At 69.4% G+C, this 16,359-nt stretch carries 15 protein-coding genes; 10 read left to right on the forward strand and 5 right to left on the reverse strand.

The window, feature by feature from the left end; all coding sequences use genetic code 11:
- Nucleotides 1–216 precede the first annotated feature (216 nt).
- Genes ACNI65_RS20305 through purE form a run of 4 tightly spaced genes read right to left on the reverse strand, consistent with a single transcriptional unit; the run spans nt 217 to nt 3,841 of the window.
- Nucleotides 217–1,155, reverse strand: a complete 939-nt coding sequence (locus tag ACNI65_RS20305; RefSeq protein ID WP_416758995.1) for an SGNH/GDSL hydrolase family protein — start codon at nt 1,153–1,155, stop codon at nt 217–219.
- Between the two features lie 22 nt (nt 1,156–1,177).
- Complete coding sequence (locus ACNI65_RS20310) at nt 1,178–2,167, reverse strand: L-threonylcarbamoyladenylate synthase (RefSeq protein ID WP_416763665.1); 990 nt, start codon at nt 2,165–2,167, stop codon at nt 1,178–1,180.
- 25 nt (nt 2,168–2,192) lie between these two features.
- Nucleotides 2,193–3,353: a 5-(carboxyamino)imidazole ribonucleotide synthase gene (locus tag ACNI65_RS20315; RefSeq protein WP_416758996.1), complete on the reverse strand. Its 1,161-nt coding sequence runs from the start codon at nt 3,351–3,353 to the stop codon at nt 2,193–2,195.
- The gene (purE, locus tag ACNI65_RS20320; protein WP_416763666.1) at nt 3,353–3,841 is read right to left on the reverse strand and encodes a 5-(carboxyamino)imidazole ribonucleotide mutase; all 489 of its coding nucleotides are present in this window, start codon (nt 3,839–3,841) and stop codon (nt 3,353–3,355) included. The genes ACNI65_RS20315 and purE overlap by 1 nt, the downstream gene beginning before the upstream one ends.
- Before the next feature lie 160 nt (nt 3,842–4,001).
- On the opposite strand from purE, the gene ACNI65_RS20325 reads away from it, so the two are divergent.
- From ACNI65_RS20325 to ACNI65_RS20335, 3 genes are all read left to right on the forward strand, one after another.
- Nucleotides 4,002–4,964: a tetratricopeptide repeat protein gene (locus tag ACNI65_RS20325; protein WP_416758998.1), complete on the forward strand. Its 963-nt coding sequence runs from the start codon at nt 4,002–4,004 to the stop codon at nt 4,962–4,964.
- A 290-nt stretch (nt 4,965–5,254) separates the two neighbouring features.
- Nucleotides 5,255–5,566 carry a hypothetical protein gene (locus tag ACNI65_RS20330; protein WP_416759000.1) on the forward strand — a complete coding sequence of 104 codons (312 nt, stop codon included), beginning with the start codon at nt 5,255–5,257 and terminating at the stop codon, nt 5,564–5,566.
- A 67-nt stretch (nt 5,567–5,633) separates the two neighbouring features.
- On the forward strand, nt 5,634–6,353 hold the full coding sequence (locus tag ACNI65_RS20335) for a hypothetical protein (protein WP_416759001.1): 720 nt from the start codon (nt 5,634–5,636) through the stop codon (nt 6,351–6,353).
- A gap of 738 nt (nt 6,354–7,091) precedes the next feature.
- Here ACNI65_RS20335 and ACNI65_RS20340 read toward each other — a convergent pair.
- Nucleotides 7,092–7,850, reverse strand: a complete 759-nt coding sequence (locus ACNI65_RS20340) for a DeoR/GlpR family DNA-binding transcription regulator (protein ID WP_416759003.1) — start codon at nt 7,848–7,850, stop codon at nt 7,092–7,094.
- Between the two features lie 269 nt (nt 7,851–8,119).
- Here ACNI65_RS20340 and ACNI65_RS20345 point away from each other — a divergent pair, with 269 nt between their 5' ends.
- Genes ACNI65_RS20345 through ACNI65_RS20375 form a run of 7 tightly spaced genes read left to right on the forward strand, consistent with a single transcriptional unit; the run spans nt 8,120 to nt 16,350 of the window.
- On the forward strand, nt 8,120–10,441 hold the full coding sequence (locus tag ACNI65_RS20345) for a TonB-dependent receptor (RefSeq protein WP_416759005.1): 2,322 nt from the start codon (nt 8,120–8,122) through the stop codon (nt 10,439–10,441).
- Nucleotides 10,442–10,445: 4 nt separating this feature from the next.
- A complete protein-coding gene (locus tag ACNI65_RS20350) occupies nt 10,446–11,663 on the forward strand; it encodes an alkaline phosphatase D family protein (protein WP_416759008.1) in 1,218 nt (405 codons plus the stop codon).
- A complete protein-coding gene (locus ACNI65_RS20355) occupies nt 11,660–12,781 on the forward strand; it encodes an ABC transporter substrate-binding protein (RefSeq protein WP_416759010.1) in 1,122 nt (373 codons plus the stop codon). Before ACNI65_RS20350 ends, ACNI65_RS20355 begins: the two co-directional genes overlap by 4 nt.
- Nucleotides 12,782–12,789: 8 nt before the next feature.
- Entirely contained in the window at nt 12,790–13,635 is an 846-nt protein-coding gene (locus ACNI65_RS20360; RefSeq protein WP_416759011.1) for an alkaline phosphatase family protein, read from the forward strand.
- On the forward strand, nt 13,626–14,462 hold the full coding sequence (locus tag ACNI65_RS20365; protein ID WP_416759013.1) for a hypothetical protein: 837 nt from the start codon (nt 13,626–13,628) through the stop codon (nt 14,460–14,462). Before ACNI65_RS20360 ends, ACNI65_RS20365 begins: the two co-directional genes overlap by 10 nt.
- On the forward strand, nt 14,459–15,298 hold the full coding sequence (locus ACNI65_RS20370) for an ABC transporter permease subunit (RefSeq protein ID WP_416759014.1): 840 nt from the start codon (nt 14,459–14,461) through the stop codon (nt 15,296–15,298). The genes ACNI65_RS20365 and ACNI65_RS20370 overlap by 4 nt, the downstream gene beginning before the upstream one ends.
- Nucleotides 15,289–16,350, forward strand: coding sequence for an ABC transporter ATP-binding protein (locus ACNI65_RS20375; protein WP_416759016.1), 1,062 nt, complete (start codon nt 15,289–15,291; stop codon nt 16,348–16,350). The genes ACNI65_RS20370 and ACNI65_RS20375 overlap by 10 nt, the downstream gene beginning before the upstream one ends.
- Nucleotides 16,351–16,359: the final 9 nt, after the last annotated feature.

Genomic DNA, 16,359 nt, shown 5'->3' on the forward strand with positions numbered 1-16,359 from the left:
CCCGGCGATCGCGGTCGGCATTAAATCGAACGGTCGTTCGTTTTTCTCAGGGATCACTTTAAGCGCACGATTCGTGACAAGCCCAAAGAGAAAACCCTGACAAGCCGGAGCATGCCAGGGTCTCGGAGATGACGGACGCACAACCTGACCCCTTTCGAGGCGCGGCTGCAACAGTCCTGTCACAAGTGCGCGCGTTGCGCGCGCAGCGCGACAGCGTCAGAACGGATTGTTCGTGGCGCGGCTGATCGCCTGATTGGCGACGTAGGTGTGGACGACCGGCGCGACCAGCGTGTCGCTGGCCCACATGTGGCTGGCGGACGTGGCGTTGGCGACCAGCGTCTTGTCGGTGCACACGGGCGGCAGCGAGGACGTCAGGCAGGCGCCGTCGGCCGAGTTGCTCGCGCCGTACGCGCCGGGATAGCGGCTCATCGTGCCCATCAGCTCGTCGGTCAGCAGCAGGCCGATGTAGTGGCCGTCGTTGCGGATCTTCAGGCGCATGCCGGCATTGAAGCGGCGCGAGAGCTCGCTGAGCAGCGCGGCGCGGTCGGTGTCGGCGTGGCTGGCCTTCTCCTTGATCGCGAACGGCGACAGGCCCATGTCCTGCACGGTGCTCAGCAGGATGCGGCCGTCGGCGTTGACGATGCGGTTGACCTGCGCGGCCAGTGCCTCGCCGCGCGCCTGGGCGGCGTTGCCCAGCGTGCCGGCGTCCTGCGCGGGGAATTGCGCGTAGAGCTCCAGCACGTCGTTGGCGCCGGCCAGGATCGTGACCATGTCCTTCGAGTTGAACCCGTCCAGCGCGAACTGGCGGTCGATCTGCGCGGTGACGTCGGCGACCTTCGCGCCCGCGGCGGCATACATGCGGCCGGTGGGCGTGGCGAGCTTGTCCGGGTTGCACTCGCCGAAGACCAGGCCGAAGTGCGCGGCCAGCTGCTGCACCCAGATCTGGTTGACCGCGCAGCTCACCACGTTGGTGGTCGCGTCGGTGCCGTTGATCGTGTACTTGGAGCCGTCCGAGCGGAGGGTGCTCGTCTCGTCGCCGAAGGACAGGATGCGGGTGGGCTTGAAGGGGTCGATCTGTTCGCCGCCGCCGCCACAGGCCGCCAGCATCGCGGTCGCACCCAGCAGCACGGCCAGGTGGCGCTTCACACTCTTCATGAACTCTCCAAATCTCGAAAACTCAGCGGGGCGCGAAAGCCGCCGCCGCGCGGGACAAGCGGTCCCGCACACCATCCCAGGCCGCCTCCTGAGGAGGCGACTCGATCCAGATCTGCGTCGCGCCAGCCGCGTCCAGCTCGCGCAGGACGGCAAACAGCTGCCGCGCCGCCGCGCGTGCCTGGGCCGGCATGGCCCGCAGCAGCACCGGCGATCCTCGTGTCCCGGCAAAGGACGTGCGGGAATATACCGCCAGCCCCGCCGGATGCTCGCCCGCGAGGGCTTCACGCAGCGCTTCGGTGCTCATCAGCCGGACCGTCGCCCGCGGGGCGTAATGGGCCGCGAGTGTGCCCGAGGCCCGTGGCGCCTGGGCGTCGGGCGCGTGTAAAGGCAGGCCGGCGGCCGCTTCCAACTGCTCGGGCGTCAGGACGCCGGGGCGCAGCAGCACCAGGCCGCCGCGGCTGACGTCCACGATCGTCGATTCGATGCCGACCTCGCAGGGGCCGCCGTCCAGGACGGTCAGCCCGGGGTCGAACTCGTCGGCCACGTGCGCGGCGGTGGTCGGGCTGACGCGGCCGAAACGGTTGGCGCTGGGCGCGGCCAGCCCTTCCACGCCCAGGGCGCGGCATTCGGCCATCAGCGCCCGGAAGACCGGATGCGACGGGCAGCGCAGCCCGACGGTGTCCTGCCCGCCGGCGGCCGCGGCGGCGATGCCGGGCACGCGACGCACGATCAGCGTCAGCGGGCCGGGCCAGAAGGCTTCCATCAGCAGGTGCGCGACCGGCGGCAGGTCCTGCGCGAAGACCCGGGCGCCGGCCTCGTCCAGCACGTGGACGATCAGCGGGTGGTCGCTCGGGCGACCCTTGGCGGCGAAGATCCTGGCGACCGCCTCGTCCTGGTCGGCCCGGGCGGCCAGGCCATAGACGGTCTCGGTGGGCACGCCCGCGAGTTCACCCGAAGCCAGCGTGCGCGCCGTCTGGCGGACCGCGTCGGGCGATTGACCGTCGAGCACCATGGCGCCGTTGTCCGTCATCACCTGCTCACCACGTCTCGGGCAGGCCGAGCAGCGCGCAGGCACGGCGCGCGTTGGCGCGGGCGTCCTCGGCGGTGGCGCCGATCACGTTCAGGTGGCCCATCTTGCGGCCGGGGCGCGCCTCGGTCTTGCCGTACAGGTGCAGCTCCGCGCCGGGCAGCGCCAGCACGCCGGCCCAGTCGGGGGCGCGCTCGCGGCCCTGGGCGTCGAACCACAGGTCGCCCAGCAGGTTGAGCATCACCACCGGCGAATGCAGGCGCGGCTCGCGCAACGGCAGGCCGGTCATCGCGCGGACCTGCATCTCGAACTGCGACAGGTCGCAGGCGTTCATCGTGTAATGGCCGGAGTTGTGCGGGCGCGGCGCCATCTCGTTGACGATCAGGCGGCCGTCCTTCAGCACGAAGAACTCCACGCACAGCACGCCGACGTAGCCCATCTCCGCGGCGATCGCCGAGGCGGACTCTCGCGCCTGCGCCTGCAGCGCGGCGTCGACGTCGGGAGCGGGCACCTCGGTGACGGCGAGGATGCCGTCGCGGTGCAGGTTCTGCTGGACCGGGAAGGTCACCACGGCGCCATCAGCGCCGCGCACCACCAGCACGCTGAGCTCCAGCGCCAGCGGCAGCATCTGCTCGAGCACGCAGTCCACGCCGCCGAGTTCCTCGAAAGCGGCTGCGAGCTGGACATGGTCGGCGACACGGCGCTGGCCCTTGCCGTCGTAGCCCAGCCGCGCGGTCTTGAGGATGCCGGGCAGCAGCGCCTCGGGCACGGTGTCCGGATCGGTGCCGGCGTTCAGCACCGCGTACGGGGCGCAGGGCACACCGCTGGCGGCGAAGTGGGCCTTCTCGCGGATGCGGTCCTGCGAGATCGCGACGGCGGCGGCGCCGGGCGCGACGACGCGCGTGCGGGCCAGCCGTTCCAGCGCGCGGGCCGGGACGTTCTCGAACTCGGTGGTGATGGCCTGGCAGCGCTGGCCGAGCGCCTCGAGGGCCGCCTCGTCCAGGTAATCGGCCTGGATGTGTTCGTGGGCGACGGCGCCGGCGGGGCTGGTCGCATCGGGATCCAGGACCACGCAGCGGTAGCCCAGCGCCTGCGCGGCGTGGACGAACATGCGGCCCAGCTGGCCGCCTCCCAGCACGCCCAGCGTGGCCTCACCCGGCAGCAGCGGCATCAGCGCAGCTCCTCGGTCATCGCGGTGGCGGCGGCGGTCTGGCGCTTGCGGAAGGCATCGAGCTTGTCGCGCAGGGCCGGGTTGTCGCGGGCCAGCACGGCCACGGCGAACAGCGCCGCGTTGCCCGCGCCGGCGGTACCGATGGCGAAGGTCGCCACCGGGATGCCCTTGGGCATCTGCACGATCGAGTGCAGCGAGTCGACGCCCTGCAGGTGGCGGCTGGCCACCGGCACGCCCAGCACGGGCACCAGCGTCTTGGCGGCGAGCATGCCGGGCAGGTGGGCGGCGCCGCCGGCGCCGGCGATGATCGCCCGCAGCCCGCGGCCTTCGGCCTGCTCGGCGTAGGCGAACATCTCGTCGGGCATGCGGTGGGCCGAAACCACCCGCGCCTCGAACGGCACACCGAACTCGGTGAGAATGTCGGCGGCGTGCTTCATGGTCTCCCAGTCACTGCTGGAGCCCATCACCACGCCAATGACGGGGGCGATGTCGGGAGTGGTGGCGCTGCTCACGGGTCGGTCCTCGTCTGTGAAATCGTTAAACCTTGAATTGTAGGCGGCCAGCCTCAGGTGCCGTTTTTGCCGCTTGGCGAACGCGGCCGATCCCGCCGCCGACGATGGGCTGCCCCCTTCCGCACTCCCCCCGACCATGACCGACATCACCCTCCAAAACTTCGAAGCCGACCTGCTGCAGGCCTCCATGCAGCAACCGGTGCTGCTGGACATCTGGGCGCCGTGGTGCGGTCCGTGCCGCACGCTGGGCCCGATGCTGGAGAAGCTGGAGGTGGCGTACGCGGGCCGCTGGAAGCTGGCCAAGCTCAACAGCGACGACCAGCCGGAGATCGCCACGCAGCTGAGCCAGGCGTTCGGCGTGCGTTCGATCCCCTTCTGCGTGATGTTCATCGGCGGGCAGCCGGTGGATGGTTTCGTGGGCGCGATCCCCGAGGCGCAGATCCGCGAGTTCCTGGACAGACACGTCCCGACGGGCGAGGCGCTGGAGGCCGAGGAGGACCTGGCCGAGGCGCAGGCGCTGATGGAGGACGGGGATGCCGAAGGCGCACTGCAGAAGCTGCAGGCGGCGGTGATGGCGGATCCGAACAACGAGATCGCGCGTTTCGATCTGATCAAGGCGCTGCTGGAGGATGACCAGCTGGAACACGCCAAGGCGGCGTTCGCGCCGGTGGCGCATCAGGCAGCGGACACGATCACGCCGCATGCGCGCTTCCAGGCGCTGGCCGCGTGGATCGCGGCGGCGGAGCGGGCCGAGCAGGGGCTGGACCCGGCCGCGCTGCAATCGGCGATCGCGACGAACAAGCGCGACTTCGACGCGCGTTTCGCGCTGGCGCAAGGGCTGTTCGCGGGCCGTGATTTCACCGGCGCGATGGATGAGCTGCTGGAGATCCTGATGCGCGACAAGACCTGGAACGACCAGCTGGCGCGCAAGACCTACGTGGCGATCCTGGAGATCCTGACGAAGCCGGCGGTGCCGGCGCATGCGGGCGCGACGCCGGCCGCGGGCGCGGGGCTGCAACTGTCCGGCCACAACACGGTGGCACCGAACGACCCGCTGGTCGACCAGTACCGCCGCAAGCTCAGCATGGCGTTGTTCTGAACGCCGAGGGCGCCGTGATGGCGCTTGCTGATCACAACCCGCGATACGACGCCTCGGAGAGATCTGGGGCGTTTTGCATTGAGCGCTGGGCGGGTCCGAACACGAATCGCAGGCGGTGATCCACGTCGGCGATCAACATCTTCCAGCAGTTCAAGTCAGTCCAGCCACTCGAATCGTGGTGCGCCGCAGAGGAAAGCCCTGATTGAGGCAATGTCGTGGAGGTGCTCCTACGCAAACACTTGGTCTGGCAGGCGATCCCGCCCGCCTTTGATTGCAAGTCAGGAGTCCACATGATTGAACTTGAACCGCATGAGATCGACATGGTCTACGGCGGAGACCATTGGGGATACGAGGGGTCCGCGGAGGACTGGGCGGCGATGGCCCGCAGCTACAACCATGGGTCGCAAGGGTTCTGGGGTTCGTCCTATCCGTCTTGTACGGGGAACGTGGAGTACCAGAATCGCAGCACCACGACGACCACCAGCGGCAACCTCTCTTGCACATTCGGCGGCAGCTTTCCCTTCGTGAGTTGCACGACCGGCCCGAGGACGGTGACCGAGCAGACGTCGAGCGTCACACACACCATCAACTGCGGCTATTGAGGGAGGGCCCATGGCACGTCGAATTTCGGCGTGCCGCCCTCTTCGGGCGGCCGTCCTGCTTGCAGCAATGTCGCTGCACTTCTCCTTCGCGGTCGCGGACTGCCGCACCCTCATCGTTGAGGCGCCTGATCACCTCGCGTTCTCCGGCTGCATCACGTCGATGACCGCGCAAGGACTCATTCGGGTGATCGAGGCCAACCCCGACCACCCTTTGGTGGTGCGGTCTGAAGGGGGGGCAGTCAACGCCGCACTGGATGTCGCGCGAGTGATGGCCCGGAATCGGACCAGGCTGATCGTTCGCGGCCAATGCCTGTCGGCCTGTGCCAACTACTGGGTACCGGCCGCCGCGACCGTCGAGGTCGAGTCCAACGCCGTCATTGGTTTCCACGGCGATGCACAGACGACCTATCGGGACCATGCTGCTTCGATCTCCACGGAGCCGCTTGCGCGCGAAGGCATCCAGTCCGTTGTCGACCTGGAGGAACGCGTGGGAAAGGAAATTCCGGCGATCGGGGACGTGCACACGCTGCAGGCCATTCGCACCAGCAAGTCGCCACTGGCTGTGTCGTATCGTGGCAGCTCCTTGCGTTGCGATGGCCTCGGTCGATCGGCAGTGTGGACGCCCTCACTCCAACGCTTGGCCTCGCTTGGATTGGTTGCGCGGCTGACCTCGAGGAACGTTGGCTTCGCACCGTCGATCGAGTCCAGCCACGATGACAACCTTCTGACGGCCTCGAACGACGACAGCGATCCCTTGGCGAGCTGTGTGTCGGCAGAACGACCGTGAACGTGCGAGTCCCTCTTCCCTCCTCGCCAACAAATGCGGGGCTGGTTTTGGCGGCCGAACGCGCCGCCCAGCTGAGTCCAAGTGAAACCCTCGGCTCCTGGCTGAAGGCGCAGCACAGTCGGCCTCCCCGGACGTCATTCGTAGACCAGTACGGTCGCCTTCTGTCGGAGTCCAGTGAAGACGCGCGCCCCCTCGAATGCGTCGCAGACCACGTGCGAGCTGCTTGGCGATCATCATTCGACGAACGCATGCGAGAGTTGACGACGCAGGCGCAGGCAATGGTCGCGCTCTCTCTCAGCGCAAGGCACGCGAAGACTTCGTTGCGGACCGTGCTGACTCTCGTGAGGGTCGCCACTCGATTGCGGCGAATGACCGTCTTCGTTGACTCGACCGGGCAAGCTTCCGGGGCTCTCACTTGGCTGCATATCTCGCCCCGAACACAAAACCGGATCCAGCAGAGTCCGGCCTCGCGGGATGCGCGACGAGTGCGAATTGACCCACCGACGTCGCTGCGTCACACGCACAGCGCTCTTCAAGCCGCATCTTCGACAACACCTCTTCACGTTGATCGATGGGGATCTGGACGCGCGACTTCGCTCCGATCCTGGTCTTGTCCAAGGGCTGGTCGAGGATCACGTTCGTTGCAATGTCCTGGAAGCCGGGCCAGCGAGCGCAGACGCCATGCGACTACGACTCCCGATGGCCGCAGCATGAAACTGGGAGTTCATGCATGCGCCCCTAGACCATCACCCTTGCCACCCCCGCCCTCGTCAGCCGTTCCAGCTCGATCGGATCGGCCTCGCTGTCGGTGACGAGGACGTCGATCTCCGCGCAATCGCAGACCTGCATGCGGCTGCCCTGCCCCAGCTTGCTCGCGTCGGCCAACAGCACCCGCAGCCGCGCCCGTGACAGCATCGCCTGCGCCACGGCCACCTCGGTCCACAGGTAGCTCGCCGCGCCCTGCCGCGCGTCCAGCGCCGTCGGCGAGATCAGCGCCACATCCACCCGGTGCCGCGCGATCTCGGCCACGGTGAACTCGCCGAAGGTCCCCGAGGTCTCGGGCACATACGCGCCGCCCAGCATCAGCACCTCGTGCCCCTGCCGGCCCGCCATCGCGTCGGCCACCGCCACCGAGTTCGTGATCACCCGCAGGTCCTGCGCGAGCGCCAGGGCCTGCGCCAGCGCATGCGTCGTCGAGCCCGCATCGATGAACAGGCTCATCCCCGGTTTCACCAGCGCCATCGCCTGTCGCGCGATCGCCTGCTTCTGGCGCCGGCGCGATTGCGCGCGCTCCGCGTAGCTCGCCTCCGCCGGCACCTCCGAGGGCACCGCACCACCGTGCACCCGCGCGAGCTTGCCGCCCTGCGCCAGCTCGATCAGGTCGCGCCGCACCGTCTCGCGCGACACGCCCAGCTCGCGCGCCGCCTCGTCCGTCGTCAGCCGCTGCCGCTCGCGCAGCAGCAAGAGGATCTTGTCGTGTCGTTCCTGGGACCACATGGATCGATCGTTCTCCCTTGGCATCGGCCATCGCGACCCATGCCGCAAGACCCGACCCCGCATTCCCCCAGATCCCCGCAGCCGCTTCATGACAGTTTGGGGATTCTTTTGTGATGTTGTGGATTTCCGCCATGGGCCGCGCCACACGCTGTGGTTTTCGTTGCTTGTCGTTGTTTTGTCGTGGACGGTGACGACAGTCCGACCCGTTCCTTCTTTCACCCACCGGTCTCCAACGACCTCCACCGACCTCCACGCACCGAGTCCACCCCATGAAGCACCCGATGCCGACCGCCCTGGTCCTCGCCCTCAGCCTGGCCTACCTCGCCCCCGCCGCCGCGCAATTCAGCGACGCGCCCGCTCCTGCTGAATCCACCAGCGCTAGCACCACCGGCGCCACCGACAGCGACCGCACCGCGCTCGAACGCGTCACCGTCTCCGTGGGCCGCGGCCAGCTGCGCTCGGTGCAGAGCCTCAGCCAGATCGAATTCGAGAACGCCCTGGCCGGCAGCAGCCCGCTCGCGACCGTCGCCCGACTGCCCGGCGTGAACTTCCAGTCCGCCGACGGACTGGGCAACTACGAATGGTCCACGCGCTTCACCGTGCGCGGCTTCTCGCAGAACCAGATCGGCTTCACGCTCGATGACGTGCCGCTAGGCGACATGTCCTACGGCAACTTCAACGGCCTGCACATCAGCCGCGCGCTCATCAGCGAGAACGTCGGCCGCGCCTCGCTCTCCCAAGGCGCCGGCGCGCTCGAGGCCGCGTCGTCGAGCAACCTCGGCGGCACGCTGCAGTTCTATTCCAGCGACCCGCTCGACCGCTTCGGCCTGCGCGCCTCGCAGACCGTCGGCAGCGACTCGGCCAGCCGCACCTTCCTGCGCGTGGACTCCGGCAACACCGCGCTGGGCCAGTTCTCCGTCAGCTACGTCAACCAGGACGCCGACAAGTGGAAGGGCCACGGCCAGCAGAAGCAGGAGCAGTGGAACCTCAAGTGGATCAAGGCCGTCGGCGACAGCCGCGTGTCCGCGTTCGTGAACACCTCGCGCCGCCGCGAAGTGGACTACCAGGATCTGTCGCTGGACCTGATCAAGCGTCGCGGCGACACGCTGGACAACTTCTATCCGGACTTCGCCGCCGCGGTGAACGCCGCCAACACGCTGTGCGTGGGCGCCAATGCCTCCGCCGCCTGCGATGACCAGTACTACGCCGGCGCGGGACTGCGCAACGACGAGCTCGCCGGCCTGAGCGCCGACATCCGGCTCGCCACCAACGCCACCTGGAAGACCACGGCCTACTACCACCACAACAAGGGCATGGGCCTGTGGTTCACGCCGTACAACGCCACGCCGGCGCTCAAGGACGGCAACGGGGTCGACATCCCCAACACCGGATCCCCGATCTCCGAGCGCACCACCGAGTACGGCATCCACCGCTGGGGCGTGGTCTCCAACGCCGAGGTCGAACTGGGCAAGCACCTGATCAAGGCCGGCGTCTGGTTCGAGGACAACGACTTCGACCAGGCCCGCCGCTTCTACGCGGTGCGCCCCACCGCGATCCCCAGCGTCTACCAGTTCCCGAGCAACCCGCTGGCCACCCAGTGGCAGTACGGCTTCAACACCAAGACCTCGCAGTTCTCGGTGTCCGACACCTGGTCCATGACGAAGGACCTGACCGTGGGCGCGGGCTTCAAGTCGCTGAAGGTCAAGATCGACGGCCAGCTCGAGGCCGGCACCGGTCCGTCGGGCACGATCACCGCGCAGAAAGGCTTCCTGCCGCAGCTCGGCCTGAACTACCGGCTCTCGGCCAACAACGAGCTCTACGGCACCATCGCGCGCAACATGCGTGCCTATCAGGGCGCGGCCACCGGCACCTCGCCGTTCGCGACGACGGCCGCCGGCTTCGACGCGATCAAGGGCAGCCTGCGTCCCGAGACCTCCGACACCTTCGAGGCGGGCTGGCGCACCAACGGCCGCGGCTACGAGGGCTCGATCAGCGCCTACCTGGTCAACTTCAAGGACCGCCTGCTGAGCGTGCAGCAGGGCTCGGGCATCCAGGGCAACCCGGTCGTGCTGTCCAACGTCGGCGACGTGCGCGCCACCGGCATCGAAGGTGCCCTGTCCTTCCGCCTGGCCTCGGCGCTCACCTGGTACAACAGCGTGAGCCTGTCCAAGTCGACCTACCGCGACGACGTCGTCACCGGTCCCAACCCGCAGGACCGCGTGCTCACGCGCGGCAAGCGCGTGGCCGACGCGCCTGACACGATGCTCAAGTCGCAACTGGGCTACGACGACGGCGCGCTGTTCGGCACGATCGGCGTGGACTACATGTCCAAGCGCTACTACTCGTACATCAATGACGCCTCGGTGCCCGACCGCACGCTGGTCAACCTCAGCGCCGGCTACAAGATGAAGAACGTCGCGATGCTGCGCGAGCTCAGCCTGCAGGGCAGCGTGAGCAACGTCTTCGACAAGCGCTACATCTCGACGATCGGCTCCAACGGCTTCACCAACAGCGACGCGGCCGGCACCTACGCCACGTTGCTGCCGGGTGCGCCCCGCCAGTTCTTCGTGACGCTGACCGGCAAGTTCTGAGGCGATGGCGCGCGACTCCAGCCCATCGAGCCCGGACCGCGACGCCGTCGACGGCCGGCTGACGCGCCGCCAGCTGCTGCTGGCCGGCTCGCTGGCCGCGCCGCTGGCGGGGTGCGCCACGGCGTCCGATGCACCGACCGCGACGCCGTCCACGGCGACGGCGCGGCCCGGTGCTCCCGCGCCCGAGGCGCCGCGATTCCGCGTCGCCTTCGGCTCCTGCGCCAAGCAGTCCAAGCCGCAGCCGGTGTGGCGGGCGATCGGCGCGGCGCGGCCCGACCTCTTCGTGTTCCTCGGCGACAACCTGTACGCCGACGCCCGCGACGAGGCGACGCTGCGTCAGCGCTATGCGGAGTTCATGGCCGTGGAGCCGCTGCAAGCCTTCCGTCGATCGACGCGGCACATCGCGATCTGGGACGACCACGACTTCGGCGATGACGACGAGGGCGCGGACTATCCGCTGAAGCGCTTGTCGCAGAAGCTGTTCTGCGATGCGTGGGGTGAGCCCGCGGATTCACCGCGCCGGCGCGCCGACGGCATCTACGACGCCACCGTCTTCGAGGCCTTCGGTCGCCGCATCCAGGTGATCCTGCCCGACCTGCGCTTCAACCGCACGATGCTGACGGCGGATCCCTCGCTGAAGTCGAGCTACGCGGCGATGGTGCTGCGCGCCAAGCTCAGCGGACAGCCGATGACCGGCTGGTACGTGCCCGACGCTCGCCCCGAGGCCACGCTGCTCGGCGAGGCGCAGTGGGCCTGGCTGGAGGCACAACTGCGCATTCCGGCGGACGTGCGGCTCATCGGCTCGAGCGTGCAGTTCGCCGCCGAGGGCAGCGGCTGGGAAGGCTGGGCCAACTTCCCGCGCGAGCGCGCTCGCCTGGTCGAGCTCCTTCGCAGGACCGGCGCAGAGGGCGTGGTGTTCCTCAGCGGCGACATGCATTACGCCGAGATGTCCCGGCTGGACGTGCCCGGCGGCTATCCGCTGTGGGATGCGACGTCCAGCGGGCTGACCGAGGTCTGGGACATCCCCACACCCAATCGCCATCGACAGTCGGCCGTCATGGCGGAAGTGAACTTCGGAATGATCGACATCGAACCCGCCGCCGAAGGGGAGGATGATCTGCGCCTGCGCATCGCGCTGTGCGACGTGCACGGAAAAGCCAAGGTGACGAAGGACCTGCTGCTGTCGGGTCTGCGTTGGCCGGCCAAGGAGAAGACCGCATGAGCCTGTCCCGACGTCGCTTGCTGAGGACGCTGCCCGCCATGTACGGGCCCATCGCCGTTCTCGGGCCCTTCGCCGTGTGCGGCCCCTTCGCCGCGGGCGCCGCCCTCGCGCAAGGCGGCCAGCCGGCGTCGGCGGCGCTGGACGCGCTGATGACCGCCGCGCGCAAGGAAGGCCGCGTGCACAGCCTGGGCATGCCCGACGACTGGGCCAACTGGCGCGCGACCTGGGCCGACCTGCTGCGCCTCTACGGGCTGACCCACGTCGACACCGACATGAGCAGCGCCGAGGAGATCGCCAAGATCGAGGCGGAGAAGTCCAACGCGAGCGCCGATCTCGGCGATGTCGGTTTCGAGTTCGGCGCGATCGCCAAGGCGCGCGGCATCACGCAGCCCTACCGCCCGACCACCTGGGCCGACGTGCCCGACTGGGCCAAGGACGCCGAGGGCCACTGGGCGCTGGCCTACACGGGCACGATCGCGTTCGCGGTGAACCGCAAGCGCGTGAAGGACATCCCGCGCAGCTGGCAGGCGCTGTTCGCGTCCAAGGCCCGCGTGATGATCGGCGAGGTCGGCCGCGCGGCGCAGTCCAACGCGGCGGTGCTCGCGGCGGCCGTGGCGCTGGGCGGCGACGAGACGCGGCTGCAGCCCGCGCTCGCCGCCTTCGCGCAGCTGGCCCGGGACAAGCGCCTCATCGGCACCAACGCCACGCCCGCGCTGATGGAACGCGCCGAGGCCGACGTCTTCCTGCTGTGGGACTTCAACGCGCTGTCCTATCGCGCGAAGCTGCCCAACGCGTCGGACTACGAGGTGCTCATTCCCTCGGACGGCTCGATCACCAGCGGCTACACGACGATCATCAACCGCTGGGCGCCGCATCCCAACGCGGCGATGCTGGCGCGTGAATACATCTTCAGCGACGCCGGCCAGATGAACCTCGCGCGCGGCCACGCCCGGCCGATCCGCATCGCGCGGCTGACGCTGCCGCCCGAGCTCAAGGACCGCCTGGTGCCCGAGGGCCAGTACGCGAAGGCCCGCGCGCTCAAGCCCGCGGTGTGGACCGAGGAAGTGAAGAAGCTGCCGCGCGCGTGGCAGCGAGAGGTGCTGGGAGCGGCGCGATGAGCAGCGCGATGAGCGACGGGAAAAGCGACGGGATGAGCCGCGTGACGGATGCGGTGATCGGCGGCCGCAAGCTGGTCGTGCTGCTGGCCGACGGCCTGCGCGCCGACACCGCGCGGACCTACATGGGCTACCTGCAGGCGCTGCACGAAGCGGGTCGCGCGCAATGGCGCTCCTTGCGCTGCGAGCTGCCGAGCCTGTCGCGCCCGCTGTACGCGACGGTGATCAACGGCGAGCCGCCGCTCGCGCACGGCATCCTGGGCAACGGACAGGCCGGCCAGGCGCTGTCGCATCACCTGTTCCACCGGCTCGATGCGCAAGGCGTTCCCGCCGCGGTGGCGGCCTATCACTGGTTCTACGAATTGCTCGCCGGCGAGGTCTTCGATCCACTGCTTCATCGCGACGCGGTGCCCGCGAGCTGCGGCATCGCCGGGGCGCGCTGGTACTGGGAGGACGACTATCCCGACAGCCACCTGCTGGCCGATGCGGAGTCGCTGCGTCGCACGCACCTCACGGTAGACGTGCCCTCGCTGCTCTTCATCCATCCGATGGGACCGGACCTCGCGGGCCACCTGCACGGCGGTGAATCGACGGCCTACGCGATGAGCGCGCGCAAGCTCGACATGCTGCTCGCGCAACTGCTGCCGCGCTGGCACGCCGATGGCTTCGATCTCCTGCTGACCAGCGACCACGGCATGAACGCGGATCGCATGCATGGCGGCCCGCTCGACATCGAGCGCGAGGTGCCGCTGATCTGGGCGCCGCACGATGGCGCGGTCGACCTCGCGCTGCCGGAGCGCCAGACGGCGATCGCGCCGTGGATCCTGGCGCGGCTGGGCGTGGACGCATGCCGCTGAACACCAGCACGGCCTGGCGGGGCGCTCGCCCCTTGCTGCTGCTGACGGGGATCGCGCTCGTGCTGCCCTTCGGATGGCGCGTCGTGTCGGTGCTCGGCGACTGCGTCGGGCAAGGCGGCAACTGCGCGCTCGGCGAGCTGACCGCCGACAGCTACTACCTCGAAGCCGCCTGGAACACGCTGTGGCTGAGCGCCGTCTCCGCGTTGATCGGCCTGGCCATCGGGCTGGGCGCGTCGATCGCGCTGCTGCGAATGCCGCGCCTGGAGCGGCCTGTCGCGCTGATGGCCAGCCTGGGCGCCAACTTCTCCGGCGTGCCGCTCGCGGTGGCGCTGCTGCTGCTCTTTGGCGCGCAGGGCGTGGTCACCGTGTCGCAACAGGCGCTGGGCCTGACGCCCTGGATCGACCTGCAAGGCATGGGCGGCCTGCTGCTCGCGTATGTCTGCTTCCAGGCGCCGCTGGCGGCGCTGCTGCTGATCGCGCCGGTGCGCATGCTCGACGCGACCCTGCCCGATGCGGCGGCCACGCTGGGCGCGGGTCCGGTGCTGTATTGGCGTCGCGTCGGCCTGCCGCTGCTGCTGCCCAGCGCGGTGGAGGTCTTCGGGCTGCTCTTCGCCAACGCGGCCGCGGCCTTTGCGACGCCGTTCGCGCTCAGCGGCACGGCCGCGCATGTGCTGGCCGTGCGCATCGCCGCGCTGGTCAGCGGCGACATCTTCTCGCAGCCGGAACTCTCCGCCTGGCTGGCGCTGGTGCTCTTCGCGATGCTGGCGACGGTGCTCGGCGCGACGCGTTGGGCGGCCGCACGACTGCGTCAGGAGCCTAGGCCATGAACCGCGCGCGCCTCACGACGCTCCAGAACGTCTCGGCGCGGCCGGCGATCTCGGCGTTGGCCCTCGTCGCGCTGCTGGTCGTGGTGCTCGTGCCGATGCTGGCGTTGCTGCTCTACGGCGTGACGACGCGCTGGGATCGGCATTGGTGGCCCGAGGGCCCGACGCTGCGCTGGATGGCCGAGGCAGTGCTCGATCCGCGGGTGCAGGCGGCGGTGGTCCGGACCGCGGTGCTGGCGCTGGCGAGCGCGTCGCTCGCGCTGGTGTGCGGCGCGATGGCCACGATCCCGTCGGCGATCGCGGCGCAGCTCGACACCCATCCGGGCGCGCGCACGCTGCGCCGGGTGCTGGACCTGGCCGCGCTGCTGCCGTTCGCGATCGCACCGGTGGTGATTGCGATCTCCGCGCTGGAGTTCTTCGTCGGACGCTGGGGCGCGTGGCTGCCCCTGCCGCTCGTGTACATCGCGGTCGTGGCGCCGACGCTGTTCCCGCTGGTGCACAAGACGCTGCAATCGGCGATGGCGCAGCTCAACGCGGTGTCGCTGATCGAGGCCGGGCGCACGCTGGGCGCGAGCGACGGCCACACGCTGCGCCGCGTGCTGCTGCCGATGCTGGCGCCGGCGCTGCTGGCGGCGTTCCTGCTCGCGTGGGTCACGGCCGCCATGGAATTCGCGATCGCCAACCTGCTGTTGGGCGGTCAACTCGAGTTGCTGCAGCCGCTGATGAACAGCCTGCGCAACGCCAATGGCCACCAGGCGGCCGCGTTGATGGTGCTGGCGTTCGCCGGCGTCGGCGCGATCGTCGCGGCCGTCTCCGGACTCACTCGCCGATGGACCTGACCGCTCGACCCGATCAAGCCGATCAAGCCGACCAACCCGATCCGCCCGATCAGCTCCGCGTGCGTGGTGCACGGCTGGCGTTGGGCGGCCGGCCGGTACTGCGCGGCATCGACCTGAGCCTGGCGCGCGGCGAGGTGGTCGCGCTGCTGGGGGCCTCGGGCTGCGGCAAGACGACGCTGCTGCGCTCGATCGCGGGACTGCAGCGCCTGGACGCGGGATCGATCGCGATGGCCGGTCAGTACGTGCAGTCGCTGCCCGCGCAACGGCGCGACATCGGCATGGTCTTCCAGCATTACGCGCTGTTCCCCAACCTGACGGTGCGCGAGAACATCCGCTTCGGCCCCCTGGCGCGTGGCGAGTCAGCCGCGGTGGCCGATGAACGCGCGGAGGCGTTGCTCGCGCTGATCGATCTCGCGGAGCTTGCGCATCGACTGCCTGCGGCGCTGTCGGGCGGTCAACGGCAGCGGGTCGCGTTGGCGCGCGCACTCGCGACGCGGCCGATGCTGCTGCTGATGGACGAGCCGTTCTCGGCGCTGGACGAGCATTTCCGCCTGCCCTTGCGGCGGCAGTTCCGCCAGCTGCAGCGGGCGCTGGGACAGAGCTGCGTGATCGTCACGCATGACCGCGAGGAAGCGTTCGAGATCGCCGACCGCGTTGCGGTGATGTTTGATGGCGTGATCGCGCAATGCGCGTCGCCACGCGAGCTGCGCCGCGCGCCGGCGAATCGCCGCGTCGCGGATTTCCTCGGCATGTTCAACCGGCTGGACGCGCGTTCGCTCGATGGGATCTGGCGTCGCGACGAGGGGCATTGGATCGCGCCGGTGGAGGCGCTGTCGCTGGCCGGGCCGAGCGATGTGGATGGCGCCGCGCTGCGCTTCCCGGCGACACTGCGGGCGAGCTATCCCGGTCAGCAACGCGTGGCGTGCGAGCTCGAAGGCCCGGGCGGCGCGATGCTCACGATGTGGCGCGGGCACGAGGATGCGGAGATCGAGCCCGGCACCCGCCTGGAGCTCGCGATCGCCGAGCCGGCGATGCGGTGGATCGGGGAGTGAGGCAGGCGG

Origin of the sequence: Roseateles sp. So40a, from assembly GCF_048081605.1 — a bacterium.
GTDB lineage: Bacteria > Pseudomonadota > Gammaproteobacteria > Burkholderiales > Burkholderiaceae_C > Roseateles.

Bases quoted from the DNA above. Each gene is read 5' to 3' on its own strand.
- ACNI65_RS20305 (WP_416758995.1), bottom strand. From the start codon at position 1,155: ATGAAGAGTGTGAAGCGCCACCTGGCCGTGCTGCTGGGTGCGACCGCG.
- ACNI65_RS20310 (WP_416763665.1), bottom strand. From the start codon at position 2,167: ATGGTGCTCGACGGTCAATCGCCCGACGCGGTCCGCCAGACGGCGCGC.
- ACNI65_RS20315 (WP_416758996.1), bottom strand. From the start codon at position 3,353: ATGCCGCTGCTGCCGGGTGAGGCCACGCTGGGCGTGCTGGGAGGCGGC.
- ACNI65_RS20325 (WP_416758998.1), top strand. From the start codon at position 4,002: ATGACCGACATCACCCTCCAAAACTTCGAAGCCGACCTGCTGCAGGCC.
- ACNI65_RS20330 (WP_416759000.1), top strand. From the start codon at position 5,255: ATGATTGAACTTGAACCGCATGAGATCGACATGGTCTACGGCGGAGAC.
- ACNI65_RS20335 (WP_416759001.1), top strand. From the start codon at position 5,634: ATGTCGCTGCACTTCTCCTTCGCGGTCGCGGACTGCCGCACCCTCATC.
- ACNI65_RS20340 (WP_416759003.1), bottom strand. From the start codon at position 7,850: ATGTGGTCCCAGGAACGACACGACAAGATCCTCTTGCTGCTGCGCGAG.
- ACNI65_RS20345 (WP_416759005.1), top strand. From the start codon at position 8,120: ATGAAGCACCCGATGCCGACCGCCCTGGTCCTCGCCCTCAGCCTGGCC.
- ACNI65_RS20350 (WP_416759008.1), top strand. From the start codon at position 10,446: ATGGCGCGCGACTCCAGCCCATCGAGCCCGGACCGCGACGCCGTCGAC.
- ACNI65_RS20355 (WP_416759010.1), top strand. From the start codon at position 11,660: ATGAGCCTGTCCCGACGTCGCTTGCTGAGGACGCTGCCCGCCATGTAC.
- ACNI65_RS20360 (WP_416759011.1), top strand. From the start codon at position 12,790: ATGAGCGACGGGAAAAGCGACGGGATGAGCCGCGTGACGGATGCGGTG.
- ACNI65_RS20365 (WP_416759013.1), top strand. From the start codon at position 13,626: ATGCCGCTGAACACCAGCACGGCCTGGCGGGGCGCTCGCCCCTTGCTG.
- ACNI65_RS20370 (WP_416759014.1), top strand. From the start codon at position 14,459: ATGAACCGCGCGCGCCTCACGACGCTCCAGAACGTCTCGGCGCGGCCG.
- ACNI65_RS20375 (WP_416759016.1), top strand. From the start codon at position 15,289: ATGGACCTGACCGCTCGACCCGATCAAGCCGATCAAGCCGACCAACCC.